This is a genomic window from Paracoccus sp. (in: a-proteobacteria) (genome assembly GCF_030604785.1).
GTDB lineage: Bacteria > Pseudomonadota > Alphaproteobacteria > Rhodobacterales > Rhodobacteraceae > Paracoccus.
This window is the reverse complement of record NZ_JAUVVF010000014.1, coordinates 46,273-62,247: the sequence shown is the minus strand read 5'-3', so window position 1 is coordinate 62,247 and position 15,975 is coordinate 46,273. Positions and strand designations below refer to the sequence as shown.

The following is a 15,975-nucleotide window of genomic DNA, read 5'->3' as shown; positions in this document are numbered from 1 at the left end:
GTCGTCGAAGGCGAGGCGCAGGCCCTGCGGATCGAGGCCGAGGCCATCGGCGGCGGCGATCCCTCGCTGGTCCTGTCCACCCCCGAGGGGCGCGTCCTGGCCGAGAATGACGACGCCCTCGGCGGCCTGAATTCGCGGATCGAGACGGTGCTCGAGCCCGGCGCCTATTGCGTCCGGATGGTTCCGGTCGGCAATCCCGGTATCCGCGTGGCGGTTCAGGTCAGCCGCGAGGATCAGCCCGCCCTGCTGTCCGCGCCCCCCGACCTGACCATCGCCGATTGCCGCCCCGAGACCGAGGCCGAGGCCCTGACCGACGGGCCGCTGGACGCCGCGCTGGCCTCGGGGCGGGTCAGCCGCCAGACGGGGGCCGAGGTCGCCTATCTGCGCTTTGCCCTTGATGCGCCCGGCTCGATCACGCTGCGCGCGACCAGCGTGGAGCTGGATCCCTATCTCAAGCTCTTTGACGGGACCGGCAGCCTGATCGCGGAAAACGACGATGCCGACGGGCTGAATTCGCGGCTGGATTTCCTGACGCCGCTGGCGGCGGGCGAATATTGCATCGGCGTGGCGCCCCTGTCAGCGCGCGAGGGCGTGATCGACGTTTCGGCCGAAATACTTGACCGCGACAGCTATCTGCGCGCCGCCTGGGCCAAGGGCGAGATGGCGCCCCCCGCCGGCTCGGGCTACCCGCTGCAGGAGATCGACCTGACCCGCGACCGCGAGACGGTGCTGCTGCATGACGGCACCGCGCAATGGCTGGCCCTGACCGTCGAGCGCCCGAGCGTGCTGATCGTCGACGCCTTCGGCAGCGCGACCGGGGTGGACAGCAAGCTGGTCCTGTTCGGCCCGAACGGCGCGCAGGTGGCGATGGATGACGATGGCGGCGAGAACACGGATGCGCGGCTGGGGCCGGTCCTGCTGGAGCCGGGCCTCTACCGCATGGCGGTGCTGGATGTGGGCCGGCTGGATCAGCCGCGCGGGCCGATCCGCGCCATCTCGCTGGTCTTCGACCGGTTCGAGCGGGTCGAATAGGCACCTCGCCCAAGGTCGTCACCGCGACAGGGGGGCTTGCGCGCCACGCCCCCTTTTTGCTGCGATATCAAGCACACGGGCCGTGCAGGCGGCGTGCACCGAACGTACACCGCATGTGCACCGCCCGGCCTGCCCCGGCGGGCCGCGACATCGGGTCGGGGCGCGCGCGGGTTGATCCGGCCGGGGCCAGCGCCCAGATTGCGGGTCAAAGGAGCCGCGCCCGATGTTCGACCTGCCCCGCCCCGATCCCGTCAAGGTGCCGCTGGCCGTGCGCCCTCTGGGCATCATGGGCACGGTCGCCACCGCCCGGCGCAACCTGCTGGAGCTGATCCCCGCGATCGCCACGCGCCAGCCCATCGTCTCGGGCAAGACAGGCCTACGCTGGCACATGGTCATGGACCCGGCCTCGCTGCGCCGCATCCTCAAGGAACGGGTCGAGGATTACCCGAAATCCACCACCACGAAGCTGATCCTGAACCCCGCCATCGGCGACAGCATGTTCGTGGCCGAGGGCGCGCATTGGCGCTGGCAGCGCCGCGCCGCCGCCCCCGCCTTTGCCCAACGCCATGTCGAGGCGCTTGGCCCCGTCATGAGCGCCGCTGCCGAAGCCTCAAGCCGCCGGCTGGCCGCCGCGGCGGGCCCGGTCGATCTGTTCGCCGAGACGATCGCGGCGACCTTCGAGGTCATCTCGGACGTGACCTTCTCGGGCGGGGGCGCTGCGGTCTTCGACCGCGACGCCGTCCATCACGCGATCGAAGGCTATATCGCGCAGACCGCCCGCATCTCGCTGATGGATGTGATGGGGCTGCCGGCATGGCTGCCGCGTCCGGGGCGGCTGTTCTCGGGCCCGGGGCTCAGGCGCATGAAGGGTCTGGCCGACCGCGCCATCGCCGCCCGCGCCGAGACCGCGCGCGATCAGGGTCCGCCCGACCTCTTGGACCTGCTGCTGGACGCGCAGGATCCGGAAACGGGCCGCCGCATGAACCGCGACGAATTGCGCGACAACCTTCTGACCTTCATCGTGGCGGGCCACGAGACGACCGCCCTGACGCTGGCCTGGGCGCTTTACCTCTGCGCCCACGACCCCGACGTGCAGGAGCGCGCCGCCGCCGAGGCCCGCGCCGCCCTGGGCGCGCGGGTGGCCGAGGCGGGCGATCTGGGCGCCCTGCCCCTGACGCTGCGCATCGTCAACGAGACGCTGCGGCTTTACCCTCCAGCCGCGTTCCTGTCGCGCACTGCGCAGGCGCATGACCGGCTGTGCGGGCGCGAGGTCAGGCCCGGCGATACGGTGATGATGCCGATCTACGCCCTGCACCGCCATCATCTGCTGTGGGACCGACCCGACGCCTTCGACCCCGACCGTTTCCTGACCGCGCCCGACCGCTATGCCTTCCTGCCCTTTGGCGCGGGGCCGCGCATCTGCATCGGCGCCAGCTTCGCCCTGCAGGAAGCCGTGATCATCCTGGCCACGCTGCTGTCGCGGTTTCGCTTTGATCCCGTGCCCGGTCGCCAGCCCGAGCCGCGCATGATCCTGACGCTGCGCCCGCATGGCGGGGTCTGGCTGCGCGCCACGCCGCGCCCGGCTTAGGCTTTTCCCGCGCGCGCGCTCATGCTAACGCGGGCGCAACTGGAATGAGGCCCGACATGGATGATCTGATCCCCCTGCGCCAGCAATGGCTTGACCGCATCTCGGCCGCTGCCGATCCGAACGCGCTTGAGGATGTGCGCCTCGGCGCGCTTGGCAAGAAGGGCGAGATCAGCCTGAAGATGCGCGAGCTGGGCCGGATGAGCCCCGAGGAACGCCAGACCACCGGCAAGGCCCTGAACGAGATCCGCGACGAGATCGACGCCGCGCTTCGCGCCCGCAAGCTGGCGCTTGAGGATGCCGCGCTGGATGCCCGCCTGCGCGAGGAATGGCTGGACGTGACCCTGCCCGGCCGCCCGCGCCGTCAGGGCAGCATCCATCCGATCAGCCAGGTGACCGACGAGGTGACCGCGATCTTCGCCGATATGGGCTTTGCCGTGGCCGAAGGCCCGCAGGTCGAAAGCGACTGGTACAATTTCGACGCCCTGAACATCGCGCCCGAGCATCCCGCCCGGCAGGAGCATGACACCTTCTTCATGCACCGCGCCCCCGGCGACGACCGCCCGCCGCATGTGCTGAGGACCCATACCAGCCCCGTCCAGATTCGCGCGATGCAGGAACATGGCGCGCCCGTCCGCGTGATCGCGCCGGACCGCGTCTACCGCATGGACATGGACCAGACGCACACGCCGATGTTCCACCAGATCGAGGGCGTGGCCATCGACCGCGACATCTCGATGGCACAGCTGAAATGGACGCTGGAGGAATTCTGCCGCGCCTTCTTCGAGGTCGATCAGGTCGAACTGCGCTTCCGCGCCTCGCATTTCCCCTTCACCGAGCCGTCTGCCGAGGTGGATATCCGCTGCTCGTGGGAGGGCGGCCAGCTGAAGATCGGCGAGGGCAATTCCTGGCTGGAGATCCTCGGCTCCGGCATGATGCACCCCCATGTCCTGCGCTCGGGCGGGATCGACCCGACGCAATGGCAGGGCTTCGCCTTCGGCATGGGGATCGACCGGATTGCCATGTTGAAATACGGCATCCCCGATCTGCGCGCCTTCTTCGAGAGCGACCTGCGCTGGCTGCGGCATTACGGTTTTGCGGCGGGGGACGTGCCGAGCGTGAGCGGTGGGTTGAGCAGGTAGTTTGCGAGTTGGTCAGGAGCAGGTGTTTACTCCGCTCTTGACCAGCTTTTCCCACTCCGCGCCGAGCGTCTGCTTTGCATCCACGGCCGCCGAAAAACCGGCATCCCCAGGATTGAATGTGGTTACGATCAAGCTGGTGTCGTGGCTGCCAACCGTCATTACGCCATGCCCGCCGTAATAGGTGTTTGATCGGCCGTAGGCATTCCCGCCGTAGCTGTTCATCGACAGGGTGGTGTTCGAATAGGTGGGGCCAGTCGCCACAGTTTGGACGTTGTTCTGGCTGTGCGCACCGCCAATCATGTATCTTTGCTTACCCCGTCGCAGGGTCTCGACTGCTGCCATCTTGCTTGCCACACGTGCAGCGCCCGACGATCCGCAGGCTGGTGCCGCGCTCGTCGACAGCATGAAGCTGTTATTGGTTAAAGGCGTGACGGACGTGTCTGCGCAGGCAGCGATCAGAAATGCGCTTATGGTGAGAAGAACGGAACACTTTTTCATGATGACGGACCACCGAAAACTGAATACTGGCGACCGTAATTGATCGACCTGATGCCAGCAAACGATACATCACAAAAACTTTATTTGTAAGCTGGAAAAGGCCGTTACCTTTCTGCGCCTTCATCGGCATGAGCGATGCGTTCAGACAGGGGTATAGCCGCTGTTCACCGCAACCTCCGCCGAATATCCTCGCGATCCGCGCGGATCATCCCCGGGATGAGGAACAGGTCGATCACGCACCACAGCGCGACGAAGGCGACGGCGGGCCAGCCGATCAGGATCGGGGTCAGCAGCCAACCGATTCCCCAGACGGTCAGCATGAAGAGCCCGCTGATCCAGCGGCCCAGATACATGCGGTGGACGCCGAAACCCCACAGGAAGATCAGCAGCAGATAGGCGATCAGGGGCGATCGCGCCTCGTTGGCGACACGCTGCTCGATCAGCAATTCGCGTTGCACGTCCATCGTCATCCTCCTGCCAGGGGCGATCTGCCGGGGCCATTCACAGATAGGAACCCGCGCCCCCCGCACAAGGGTTCCCGGACCGCAGGCGCAAGGCAGGCGAACCCCTGCCGACGAGGCCCACGCCGCGACGGGGCCGCGCGATCAGCTGCATTTCGAATGGCCGCAATGGGGGCAGGTCAGGCAGCCCTCCACCATCCGCATCCCGTATTGCCCGCAGGAGGGACAGGCGGGGCCGCGCGGCCTTTCGGGAGTCTCGATCCCGCGCGGATCGGCCTTCAGGCCCAGCCCCTCGCCCGCCAGAAAGCCGATGGCGATCATGTGACGCTCGATCACGCCGCCGATCGCCGCGAGGATCGAGGGCACGTAGCGCCCGCCCATCCAAGCCCCGCCGCGCGGGTCGAAGACAGCCTTGAGTTCCTCGACCACGAAGCTGACATCGCCCCCGCGCCGGAACACCGCCGAGATCATGCGCGTCAGCGCCACGGTCCAGGCGAAATGCTCCATATTCTTGGAATTGATGAAGATCTCGAAGGGGCGGCGCTGGCCGTCCTGAAGGATGTCGTTGATCGTGATATAGATCGCATGGGCGGAATCGGGCCATTTCAGCTTGTAGGTCGCGCCCTCCAGCGCGGGGGGGCGGGCCAGGGGTTCGCCCAGGGCGGCATCGCCGGGATCGGGGGGCGCGGCGGGGGTCGGCGCGACCGACAGGACGCTGCCGGTCACCGCGTTCGGGCGATAGGTCGTGCAGCCCTTGCAGCCCAGATCCCAGGCGGTCAGATAGACGTCCTTGAAGGCGTCGAAGCTGATATCCTCGGGGCAGTTGATCGTCTTCGAGATCGAGCTGTCGACCCATTCCTGCGCCGCCGCCTGCATCGCCACATGATCGCGCGGGGCAAGGGTCTGCGCATCGACGAAATGATCGGGCAGAGGTGCGTCGCCATGCAGGTCGCGCCACAGGCGGACGGCGTAATCGACGACCTCCTCCTCGGTCCTTGTGCCGTCCTTCTGCAGGACCTTGCGGCGATAGGTATGGGCGAAGACCGGCTCGATCCCCGAGGAGACGTTGCCCGCATAGAGGCTGATCGTCCCGGTCGGCGCGATCGAGGTCAAGAGCGCGTTGCGGATGCCGTGTTCGGCCACCGCCTGCCGGACATCCGCATCCATCCGCGCCATGAAGCCCGAAGCCAGGAAGGCGTCCGCCTGAAACAGCGGGAACGGCCCCTTTTCGCGCGCCAGATCGACCGAGGCCAGATAGGCCGCCCGCGCGATGGCCTTCATCCAGCCGCGCGTCGCCTCGACCGCGTCGGGGGCGCCGTAGCGCAGGCCCAGCATCGCCAGCGCATCCGCCAGACCCGTCACGCCCAGCCCGATGCGGCGCTTGGCCTGCGCCTCGGCCGCCTGCTGGGGCAAGGGAAAGCGCGAGGCATCGACGACATTGTCCATCATCCGCACCGCGACGCGGACCAGATCGTCCAGCGCGTCGAGGTCCAGCGCCGCATCCGGCGCGAAGGGCGCACGGACCAGCCGGGCCAGGTTGACCGAGCCCAGAAGGCAGGCGCCATAGGGCGGCAGGGGCTGTTCGCCGCATGGATTGGTCGCGGCGATGGTCTCGGCATAATGCAGGTTGTTCTGGGCGTTGATGCGGTCGATGAAGATCACGCCCGGCTCGGCATAATCGTAGGTCGCGCGCATGATCCGGTCCCACAGGTCGCGCGCCGGAACCGTCCGGAAGACACGGCCCTGAAAGACCAGATCCCAAGGGCCGTCGTCGCGCACGGCCTGCATGAACGGATCGGTCACCAGCACCGACAGGTTGAACATCCGCAGCCGCGCGCTGTCGGCTTTGGCCGCGATGAAGTCCTGAATGTCGGGGTGATCGCAGCGCATCGTCGCCATCATCGCGCCGCGCCGCGAACCCGCCGACATGATCGTGCGGCACATCGCGTCCCAGACATCCATGAAGGATAGTGGCCCCGACGCATCCGCCGCCACCCCCGCCACCGGCGCGCCGCGCGGCCGGATGGTCGAGAAATCGTAGCCGATCCCGCCGCCCTGCTGCATGGTCAGCGCGGCCTCTTTCAGGGCCTCGAAGATGCCCGCCATGCTGTCGGGGATGGTGCCCATGACAAAGCAGTTGAACAGCGTGACCGACCGCCCCGTCCCCGCCCCGGCCAGAATGCGGCCCGCAGGAAGGAAGCGGAAATCTTCGAGTGCGCCGTAGAAGCGGTCCTCCCACAGAGCGGGGTCTGCCTCGATCCGGGCCAGGTCGCGGGCGACGCGGCGCCAGCTATCCTCGACGCTGGCATCGAGGGGGCGGCCCTCGGCGTCCTTCAGCCGGTATTTCATGTCCCAGATCTGTTCGGCGATGGGCGCGGCGAAGCGGGTCATCATTCCTCCTGCCTGTCGGACGCGCCGCGAAGGACGCGGCGGATCAGATCAGGATATCAGAGCCCAGCCCCGCGCGCACGGCCTCCTGCGTCTTTTGCGCCAGGGTCTTGCGCGTCTCGCCCGCGACGGGGACGGGCGGGTGCAGCCTGACGGTCACGCGGCCCTGCCGGGGCGCGGCCAGCACCGTCAGCAGGTGCGGGCCAAGCTCCATATCCGACCACCAGCCGTAGAAACGCGGATCGCGGCCTTCGGGGGCGTGATAGGCCACGCTCATGGGCTGGATCGCCAGATCGGCGGGCATGTCCTCGTCCAGAAAGGCCTGGAACAGCGTCGGCTTGAACGACAGGACCCGGCGGCCATCGGTCGATGTGCCCTCGGGGAAGAACAGAAGCCTGTGGCCCGCGCGCAGGCGGTCCGAGAATTCCTGCGCCTGCTGGCGGGCCAGGCGCGGGTCGCGGGTGACGAAATGGGTGTTCGTCACGCGGGTCAGGATGTTGATGCCGGGCCAGCCCGCAACCTCGGCCTTGCTCACGAAAAAGACCGGTGCGGCGGCGTTCATCACGAGGATGTCAAGCCAGCTGGAATGGTTGGCGACGATGGCGCCGGGCTGGCGCATGGCGCGGCCCTCGCGCTGCCAGCCGATGCCTATCACCGCCAGGACAAGGCGGCAGACGACCTGGACATGCGGCCCCGTCCAGGGGCGGCGGGGGCCGTGGAGCACGCGTTCCACCCCGCGCAGGGGCAGGATCATCAGGACACCCAGCAGCAGGATCAAGATGGCGGGCAGGCCGCGCCGGATCACGCGCCACCAATCGCCCGCGCCTTGCGGGCCGGGCAGAGGCGGCGGCACCCCCTCGCGCCATGTCGCCTCACGGGCGGCCGAGGACGGGATCGGCGAGGCGGCGTCGCTCATGCGGTCTGCCGGCGGCTTTCGTAGAAATCGCGGTGCTTCGAGGACATGGCGGCGGTGTCCATCATCAGGAACACGTCGGTCGTGTTGAAGGCGCGGTCGATGAAGGCCCCCTCGCCCACCGTTCCGCCAAGCCGCAGATAGGCCTTGATCAGCGCGGGCATGCCCAGCATCGCCTCGCGCCGGTCCAGCCGGTCGGGGGCGATCAGGTCCATGCGCTGATAACCCTCGGGGCGCGCGACGGGGCGCAGTTCGGCAGGCGCCAGATGGTGGTGGTGCAGCCAGGCCAGCGAGGGCGCCAGCATCGGGATGTCGCTGCCGTGAAAGCTGGCCACGCCGAACAGGATCTCGATCCCGTGGTCCAGCACGTAATCGGCCAGCGCGTTCCACATCAGGAACATCGCCGCCCCGCCCCGCTGTTCGGGATCGACGCAGGACCGGCCCAGTTCCAGCACCGGCCGCCCCGAGGCGCGCAGCGGCGTCAGGTCATATTCGCCGTCGCAGTAGAAGCGCCCGAATGCCGCCGCCCGGTCGCCCGGCAGCAGGCGGTAGACGCCCACGACATGATCCAGCGCCTCGGCGTCGCGGCGGGTGTCGATCAGGCAGAGATGATCGACGACCGGGTCGAATTCGTCGCGTTCCAGCCGCTGGTCGTGATCGACCAGATCGCCGTCGCCGCCCAGTTCCTCGACAAAGACGCGATAGCGCAGGCGCTGCGCTGCCAGCAGGTCCTGCGGGGTCTTGGCCAGACGGATCTGGAAAAAGGCGGGTTCGGCACGGTTCACGGGCAGGTCCGGACTGTTTCAGGGACGGTCTTGGCGGCGGCTTGGGGGCGGTTCTAGGTAAACCGGCCCCCCATTGCAACAGAACTTGCCGCGACCCGGCGGCAGGGGCTTGCGCGGATCAACCTGGGGTTGCAAACTCGGGAGGAATAATCCCGAGGATTACATGTCGTTGAACCGGACCACCTCCAGCATGACGCGCCGCCCGTCGATCACCTGCTTGCCTGCTTCGGCGAAATTCACCGTGATGCGGTCGCCGATGCGCGACTGGACCTGCCCCTCGCCCCATTCGGGGGCCTGGGGGTGGCGCACGATCATGCCGGGTTCCAGAATGTCGTTCACGGCGTCGTCCTCTTGTTCGGCCGGCGCAGGGTATCAGACATGAGCGCGCGGTCAAACGCGATGGCTTCGGCGGATCTGGCGGGGCTGGTGGGATCGCGGCTCTGCCATGATCTGGTCTCGCCGTTAGGCGCGATCGGCAACGGGGTCGAGCTGTTGCAGATGTCGCCCGATTTCCCCGGCCTGGGCGACAGCCCGGAAATGGCGCTGATCGCGGATGCGGTCGCCTCGGCCCGGTCGCGCATCCAGGCCTACCGGATGGCCTTTGGTCTGGCGGCTGGCGATCAGCGCGTCAGTCTGGCCGATCTGAAGCGGCTGGTCGAGGGCGTCACCGGGTCGGGCCGGCTGGCGGTCACGCTGGATGCGGGGGGCGATTTCGCGCGGGCCGAGCTGCGGATGCTGCTGCTGGCGCTCATGTGCCTGGAAACGGCCATGCCTTGGGGCGGGCGGGTTCTGGCGCTGCGGGTGATGCCGGGCTGGCGGATCGTCGCGGAATGCGACCGGGCGCGGATCGATGCCGATCTGTGGGCCTGGCTGACCGGGGCGGGCACACCCCGCGCGCCCCAGCCATCCGAGGTGCAGTTCGCCCTGCTGGCCGAGGCCGCGGGCGCCGCAGGCCGGAACCTGCGGGCCGAGATCGACGAGAGGGGCGCCGAGATCGTCTTTTGACGCGGCTCAGGCGCGGATCGTGCCGTCGCCGGTGACCAGATACTTGAAGCTGGTCAGCTGTTCGGCCCCCACAGGGCCGCGCGCATGCATCTTGCCGGTGGCGATGCCGATTTCCGCGCCCATCCCGAATTCGCCCCCATCCGCGAACTGGGTCGAGGCGTTGTGCATCAGGATTGCGCTGTCCAGACCGGCAAAGAAGCGGTCGGCCACGGACTGATCCTCGGTGATGACCGATTCGGTGTGCTGGCTGCCGTGGCGGCGGATATGAGCGATGGCCTGCTCGATCCCGTCCACGGGACGCGCGGCGATGATCATGTCCAGAAACTCGCGCCCGAAATCGTCGGGTTGCGCCGGAACGGTGCCGTCGATCTGCAATTCGCCCTCGGCCCGGACCTCGACGCCCGCTGCGATCAGGTCGCGGATCAGCTGGTCGCCGTGGCGCGCCAGATAGGCGCGGTCGATCAGCAGGCATTCGGCCGCGCCGCAGATGCCGGTGCGCCGGGTCTTGGCGTTCAGCACCACGCGCCGCGCCTTTTCGGGATCGGCGGCGCCGTCCACATAGACGTGGCAGATGCCTTCGAGATGGGCGAAGACCGGGACGCGCGCCTCGGACTGGACAAGGCCCACAAGGCCCTTGCCGCCGCGCGGGATGATCACGTCGATCAGCCCCTGCGCGCCCAGCATGGCGCTGACCGCCGCGCGGTCGCGCGTGGGAACCATCTGGATCGCGGTCTCGGGCAGGCCCGCCGCGCGCAGCCCCTGCACCATGCAGGCATGGATCGCCGCGCTGGAATGCAGGCTTTCCGACCCGCCGCGCAGGATCACCGCATTGCCGGATTTCAATGCCAGCGCGCCCGCATCGGCGGTGACGTTGGGGCGGCTTTCATAGATCACGCCGATCACGCCGATGGGCGTCCGGACGCGGCGGATATGCAGGCCGGTGGGCCGGTCCCATTCCGCGATGACCTGCCCCACCGGGTCGGGCTGGGCCGCGACCTCGCGCAGGCTTTGCGCGATGGCCTCAAGACGCGGCGCATCCAGCCGCAGCCGGTCCAGCATGGCGTCCGACAGGCCCTTTTCGCGGCCATGTTCCAGATCGGCGGCATTGGCGCGCAGGATTGCGTCCTGCTGGGCGATGACGGCATCGGCGGCGGCGATCAGTGCGGCCTCTTTCGCGGGGGCTGGGGTCTGGGCCAGAACCACCGCCGCCTCGCGGGCAGCCGTGCCGAGGGCTTCGATCAGTTGCCGGGCCTGGACCATATCCGTCATCGCATCCTCCGATAAGACGTTCGCGCCCCCGAATAGCGGCTTTCGTGGCCGAGGGGAATGTCGGGATCGATGAATGAGAGAGGGGGAAGAAGTGGCGCGGTTGACGGGGCTCGAACCCGCGACCCCCGGCGTGACAGGCCGGTACTCTAACCAACTGAGCTACAACCGCGCTTTTCTTCCGGCGATATGATGAGTTGTGGCGCGGTTGACGGGGCTCGAACCCGCGACCCCCGGCGTGACAGGCCGGTACTCTAACCAACTGAGCTACAACCGCCCAACTCATCCCCCGGCTTGCATCGCCGGCCGGGGTGAGGGGGGGTTTACGCAGAGCGCCTGCCCCCGTCAAGAGCGCGCGCCAAAAAAGATCGGCGCGCGGTCCCTTCGCCATCTTTTACTGCGCCGCCTCGCCTGCCTGCTGCTCGGCCATGGCCTCGACCGCGTCCGAGGGCACGGCCAGATAGGCGCGCAGGACGCCGTCCGCGTCGCGCTGGAACGAGACCTCGTCCATGGGCAGCATCAGGTCGCGCTCGCCCAGTCCGAGGAACCCGCCGACGCCCACGAGGATCGTGCCCGAGGCCGCATCGGCGGCGCCGATCTGACCCACGACCTCGTCATCGCTGGCGACGACATCGGCGCCTTCCAGCCCTTCGGCAGCGGCCTCCTCAGGGGTCAGCGCCGCATTGCCCTCGCGCAGGAGGGGCTGGCCCTGCGGCGCCTCGGCGGGCATGCCGGCGGCCGGATCGGCGGCGGTCGCCGCGCCAGCGCCGGTCGCGCCCGGCGCGGGCTCGATCGAGACGGCACCGTCGGGCTGGCCCTCTTCGACAGGCATGCCTTCGCTGACGGGGCCTTCGGTCGCCTCGGCCTGCGTGTTCAGGGTGGTGGCGGGGGGCGTCTCATCGGTCGAGACGCCGGGCTGGACCGCGCCGGTGGGCCCGGCTGCGGAATCGCCGGTCGCTTCGGTCTGGGCATCCGCCGCATCGCCGTCCTGGGCCGGGGCGTCGGCACCTTGCGGCGCGGCTTCGGCCTCGGCAGCATCGGGCGCGGCGGTATCGGCGGCCTGATCGACGGGCTGCGCGGCGGCGGCGTCGGTTTCGCCGACCGTGACCGTCTCGCCCTCGCCGACAAGCCCGGCGGGCGGCTGGGCGGCCTGATCGCCGGTGGCCCCGGCTGCCGCCTCTTCGGTGGCGGCCTGTTCGGTCGCGGCATCGGCGGCGGCCAGATCGGCGGCCGCTTCATCGGCTGCGGTATCGGTTGCAGCCTCGTCCGTGGCCGTGCCGTCCGCGGCCGCATCGCCGGTCGCCGCCTCGTCCGCGGCGGCGTCCGCTTCGGCGGGGGCATCATCCGTGGCCTCGGTCGCCGTGTCGGCAGCGGCCTCGTCCGGGCCTACGCGGGTGACGACCAGTTCGGCGGTCTCGGCGGCGTTGACGACGATCTCGGCCTCGGCCTCGGTGATCTGCGCCTCGCCGCCGGTGATCACGGGCGGGCATTGCACGACCTCGACCACGGGCGGGGATTGCAGCACCACGACCTGCGGGTCGGCGGCGGCATCCTCGGGGATGGTGATGCGGATCTCGGGCGGGGTCTGGGTGACGGTCACGACCGGGGCGCAGGTCTCGACGACCAGCCCTTCGGCCTCTTGCGCGATGGCGGGGCCGCCCAGCAGAGCCAGCACCGCGACGCTTCCCTTCAAGTGATTGCGCATCCTCATCTCCTTGTCCGGCAGGTGAACGGGTCTGCGACCAAACCCCATGCGGGCGCCGGGGTTCCCTGACGCCCCGCCTGCGACCTTTGCGCCGTTTGCGCAGCACCGCCCCGCGCCCGATGATGGCGCGACAGCCGAGCGAGGCCCCGCATGACCCTGCCAGATCCCACCCGCGCCGAGGCGCTTGCCCGGCTGGACGCATTTGCCCCCCGGATGGGGCACCGCTACGCCGCCCGTCGCAACCACGATCACGGCCCCGGGTGCCACCTCGATGTGTCGGGCCTGTCGCCCTGGATCAGGCCCCGGCTGCTGACCGAACAGGAGGTCGTGGCCCGCGCCGTCGCGGCGCATGGCAGCGCGGCCGAGAAATTCGTGCAGGAGGTCGTCTGGCGCAGCTATTTCAAGGGCTGGATGGAACAGCGCCCGGCGATCTGGCACGCCTATCGCAGCGGGCTGGCCGCCGATCTGGCGGCGGCCGCGCGCGATCCCGACCTCGCCGCGCGGATCGAGGCGGCCGAGACGGGCCGCACCGGGATCGGCTGCATGGACGCCTGGGCGCGGGAGCTGCGCGAGACGGGCTATCTGCACAATCACGCGCGGATGTGGTTCGCCTCGATCTGGATCTTCACGCTCGGGCTGCCCTGGCGGGTGGGGGCGGATCTCTTCCTGCGCCACCTGATCGACGGCTGCCCCTCGTCGAACACGCTCGGCTGGCGGTGGGTTGCGGGGCTGCATACGCGCGGCAAGGCCTATGAGGCCACGGCCGAGAACATCGCCCGCTTCACCGGGGGCCGCCACAGCCCCGACCCGTCCCAGCTTGCGCAGGGCATCACCCCGCTGGACCATACCGAGCCCGAGGGCCTGCCCCGCCCGCACCTGCCCCCGCCCGGCCCGGCCCCCGATCCGCGCCTGCCCGCGCTGCTGCTGATCACCGCCGAGGATGCTTGCCCCGAGGATTTCGGTCTGTCGGCCCATGACATCCGGGGCGCGGTGACGCTGGCTGCGGCGCCGCTGCGTTCGGCCCGGCCCGTCGCGGATCGCGTGCTGGCCTTCGAGGTCGGCGCGCTGGCCGATGCCGCCGCCCGCGCAGGCATCCCCGCGCAGCCGATGAGCGCCGGGGATGCCCCTGCGCTGGTCGCCGCCGCACGATCCTGCGGCGCGCGCCAGATCGTGACCCCGCATGTGCCGCAGGGGCCGCTGCGCGACTGGCTGGACGACGCCGCCCCCGCGCTGGAGGCGGAGGGCCTGAGCCTGCGGCACTGGATGCGCGACTGGGACCGGGCCTTCTGGCCGCAGGCGACGGCGGGGTTCTTCAAGGTGAGGGAGCGCGTTCCCCGCACGCTGGCCGCCTTGGGGATCGAGATCCGCGACTGACCCGCGCCCCTTGGGGGCTTGCAACCCCGGCGCGGCTGGCCATGCTGGCCCCATGGCCCCGGATGCGCGCCCCGAATTGTCCCCCGAAATCCTGCCCCACGGGCTGGACGGGCTTCTGGTGCGCTTTTCGCTGTCGCCCGACCCCCGGGCGATGGCTGCGGTGCAGCGGCTGGCCGCCGACCTGTCCGACCGCCCGCCCGAAGGCAGCGTCGAGATCGCGCCGGCGCTGGTCTCGTGCCTTCTGCGCTTCGATCCGGCCCGCACCCGCCCCGAGGCGCTGGAGGCCGATCTGCTGGCGCGCGCCCGCGCGGCCTTGGTCGATGGCGCACCGCTGGCGCCGCGGCGCCGCTGGACCCTGCCCACGGCCTTTGGCGGCGCGGCGGGGCCGGAACTGGAGCCCATCGCCCGGCAGATGGGCCTGACCCCCGATCAGGCCATCGCGCAGATCTGCGGGACCGATCTGGCCGTGCTGGCCATCGGCTTTGCGCCCGGCCAGCCTTATCTGGGCCTGCTGCCCGAGGGCTGGAACCTGCCGCGCCTGCCCGATCTGGTGCCCGAAGTGCCTGCCGGCGCGGTGGTCGTCGCGCTGCGCCAGATCGTGATCTTCGGCAATCCCTCGCCCACGGGCTGGCGGCAGGTGGGCCGCATGGCCTTTCGCAGCTTCTGGCCCGACCGGGCCGAGCCGATGCCTCTGGCGCCGGGCGACGCGATCCGTCTGGTTCCGGTTCCCGCCGATCGCATCGCCGCGCTGGAGGCCGAACCGGACGGCATGGGCGGCGCGACCTGCGAGGCGCCTGCATGACCGCGCTGATCCTGGATGCGGTGTCGGGCCTGCTGAGCGTGCAGGATATGGGCCGCCCCGGCCATCTGGCGCGGGGCCTGTCGCGGGGGGGCGCGATGGACCGGCTGGCCCTGATCGAGGCCGCCGCCCTGCTGGCCAGCCCCGCCCCCCTGCCCGCGATCGAGATGGCGGGCGCGGGCGGGCGCTTTCGGGCCGGGGCGCCTCTGTGGCTGGCGCTGACCGGTGCGCCGATGCGCGCGGCGCTGGACGGGCGGCCCGTTCCCTGGAACGCGACGCTGCGGCTGGAACCGGGCGCGGTGCTGACCATCGGCGCGGCCGAACAGGGCATGCTGGGCTATCTGACGCCTGCGGGCGGGATTGCGGGACCGGGCTGGCTGGGCAGCAGGGCGGCGCATCTGAACATCGGCATTGGCGCGCCCCTTGCGGCGGGGGCGGTGCTGCCCTGCGGCCCCGACCCCGCGCCACAGCGCGGCCCGCGCCTGATCCGCCCCCTGCCGCGCTTCGCGGGCGGCACGCTGCGGCTGATCGACGGGCCGCAGACCGATCTTTTCGCGCCCGAGGAACGCGCCGCCTTCCTGGCCGCGACCTTCCACCGCGCGCCGCGCAGCAACCGCCAGGCCATTGCGCTGGACGGCCCGCGCCCCTTCCGGGCCGAAGGCGCGCGGCAACTGGCCGGGGGGCTGGCCTCGGACGTGATCGGGCCGGGCGACGTGCAGATGGCGGGCGAGGGCGTGCCGACCGTGCTGATGGCCGAATGCCAGACCATCGGCGGCTATCCCCGGATCGGCACAATCCTGCCCGACGACCTGCCGCGACTGGCGCAGACGCCGCCGGGCGGCACGGTCCGTTTCCAGCACCTGACCCTGGCCGAGGGTCGCGCCGTCCATCGCAGCGAAGAGACGCTGCTGCGCGAGGCGCGGACGCGCACCGGGCCGCTGATCCGCGACCCCTCGACCATGCCGGACCTTCTGGCCTACTCTCTGATCTCGGGCGTGGTGCGCGGGAACGAGGCGGATTAG

At 70.0% G+C, this 15,975-nt stretch carries 15 protein-coding genes and 2 tRNA genes; 7 read left to right on the top strand and 10 right to left on the bottom strand.

All coding sequences use genetic code 11. The features are described 5' to 3' along the window. From QAR72_RS06735 to pheS, 3 genes are all read left to right on the top strand, one after another. Positions 1–1,032: DVUA0089 family protein (locus QAR72_RS06735; protein ID WP_304616599.1), on the top strand; the 1,032-nt coding region annotated here is incomplete at its 5' end. Positions 1,033–1,255: 223 nt separating this feature from the next. After that, positions 1,256–2,620 (top strand): cytochrome P450, encoded by a 1,365-nt coding sequence (locus QAR72_RS06730; protein ID WP_304616598.1) that lies wholly within the window; start codon positions 1,256–1,258, stop codon positions 2,618–2,620. Between the two features lie 56 nt (positions 2,621–2,676). Further along, a complete protein-coding gene (pheS, locus tag QAR72_RS06725; protein WP_304616597.1) occupies positions 2,677–3,759 on the top strand; it encodes a phenylalanine--tRNA ligase subunit alpha in 1,083 nt (360 codons plus the stop codon). Positions 3,760–3,771: 12 nt separating this feature from the next. On the opposite strand, the gene QAR72_RS06720 is transcribed toward pheS, so the two are convergent. The 6 genes from QAR72_RS06720 to QAR72_RS06695 form a co-directional block, all read right to left on the bottom strand. Further along, positions 3,772–4,164: a hypothetical protein gene (locus tag QAR72_RS06720; protein WP_304616596.1), complete on the bottom strand. Its 393-nt coding sequence runs from the start codon at positions 4,162–4,164 to the stop codon at positions 3,772–3,774. 257 nt (positions 4,165–4,421) lie between these two features. Further along, positions 4,422–4,721 carry a TM2 domain-containing protein gene (locus QAR72_RS06715; protein ID WP_304616595.1) on the bottom strand — a complete coding sequence of 100 codons (300 nt, stop codon included), beginning with the start codon at positions 4,719–4,721 and terminating at the stop codon, positions 4,422–4,424. Positions 4,722–4,862: 141 nt separating this feature from the next. Beyond that, a complete protein-coding gene (locus QAR72_RS06710; RefSeq protein WP_304616594.1) occupies positions 4,863–7,109 on the bottom strand; it encodes an adenosylcobalamin-dependent ribonucleoside-diphosphate reductase in 2,247 nt (748 codons plus the stop codon). Between the two features lie 43 nt (positions 7,110–7,152). Further along, entirely contained in the window at positions 7,153–8,022 is an 870-nt protein-coding gene (locus QAR72_RS06705; protein WP_304616593.1) for a lysophospholipid acyltransferase family protein, read from the bottom strand. After that, positions 8,019–8,804: a GNAT family N-acetyltransferase gene (locus tag QAR72_RS06700; protein ID WP_304616592.1), complete on the bottom strand. Its 786-nt coding sequence runs from the start codon at positions 8,802–8,804 to the stop codon at positions 8,019–8,021. The genes QAR72_RS06705 and QAR72_RS06700 overlap by 4 nt, the downstream gene beginning before the upstream one ends. Before the next feature lie 159 nt (positions 8,805–8,963). After that, positions 8,964–9,143, bottom strand: coding sequence for a DUF3553 domain-containing protein (locus tag QAR72_RS06695; protein WP_304616591.1), 180 nt, complete (start codon positions 9,141–9,143; stop codon positions 8,964–8,966). 39 nt (positions 9,144–9,182) lie between these two features. Between QAR72_RS06695 and QAR72_RS06690 the strand changes: the two genes are divergently transcribed. After that, positions 9,183–9,809: a histidine phosphotransferase family protein gene (locus QAR72_RS06690; protein ID WP_304616590.1), complete on the top strand. Its 627-nt coding sequence runs from the start codon at positions 9,183–9,185 to the stop codon at positions 9,807–9,809. 6 nt (positions 9,810–9,815) lie between these two features. Here QAR72_RS06690 and QAR72_RS06685 read toward each other — a convergent pair whose 3' ends face one another. The 4 genes from QAR72_RS06685 to QAR72_RS06670 all read right to left on the bottom strand — a co-directional run bounded on the left by QAR72_RS06685 (position 9,816) and on the right by QAR72_RS06670 (position 12,780). Beyond that, positions 9,816–11,078: a glutamate-5-semialdehyde dehydrogenase gene (locus QAR72_RS06685; protein ID WP_304616589.1), complete on the bottom strand. Its 1,263-nt coding sequence runs from the start codon at positions 11,076–11,078 to the stop codon at positions 9,816–9,818. A gap of 92 nt (positions 11,079–11,170) precedes the next feature. After that, positions 11,171–11,247 (bottom strand) — tRNA-Asp (locus QAR72_RS06680). Between the two features lie 28 nt (positions 11,248–11,275). Next, positions 11,276–11,352, bottom strand: a tRNA-Asp gene (locus QAR72_RS06675). Positions 11,353–11,469: 117 nt separating this feature from the next. Then, entirely contained in the window at positions 11,470–12,780 is a 1,311-nt protein-coding gene (locus QAR72_RS06670) for a hypothetical protein (protein WP_304616588.1), read from the bottom strand. Positions 12,781–12,930: 150 nt separating this feature from the next. Here QAR72_RS06670 and QAR72_RS06665 point away from each other — a divergent pair, with 150 nt between their 5' ends. The 3 genes from QAR72_RS06665 to QAR72_RS06655 are packed head-to-tail and all read left to right on the top strand — an operon-like array spanning position 12,931 to position 15,975. Beyond that, positions 12,931–14,154 (top strand): FAD-binding domain-containing protein, encoded by a 1,224-nt coding sequence (locus QAR72_RS06665; protein WP_304616587.1) that lies wholly within the window; start codon positions 12,931–12,933, stop codon positions 14,152–14,154. Positions 14,155–14,206: 52 nt separating this feature from the next. Continuing rightward, positions 14,207–14,956, top strand: coding sequence for a 5-oxoprolinase subunit B family protein (locus tag QAR72_RS06660; protein ID WP_304616586.1), 750 nt, complete (start codon positions 14,207–14,209; stop codon positions 14,954–14,956). After that, positions 14,953–15,975, top strand: a complete 1,023-nt coding sequence (locus tag QAR72_RS06655; RefSeq protein WP_304616585.1) for a biotin-dependent carboxyltransferase family protein — start codon at positions 14,953–14,955, stop codon at positions 15,973–15,975. Before QAR72_RS06660 ends, QAR72_RS06655 begins: the two co-directional genes overlap by 4 nt.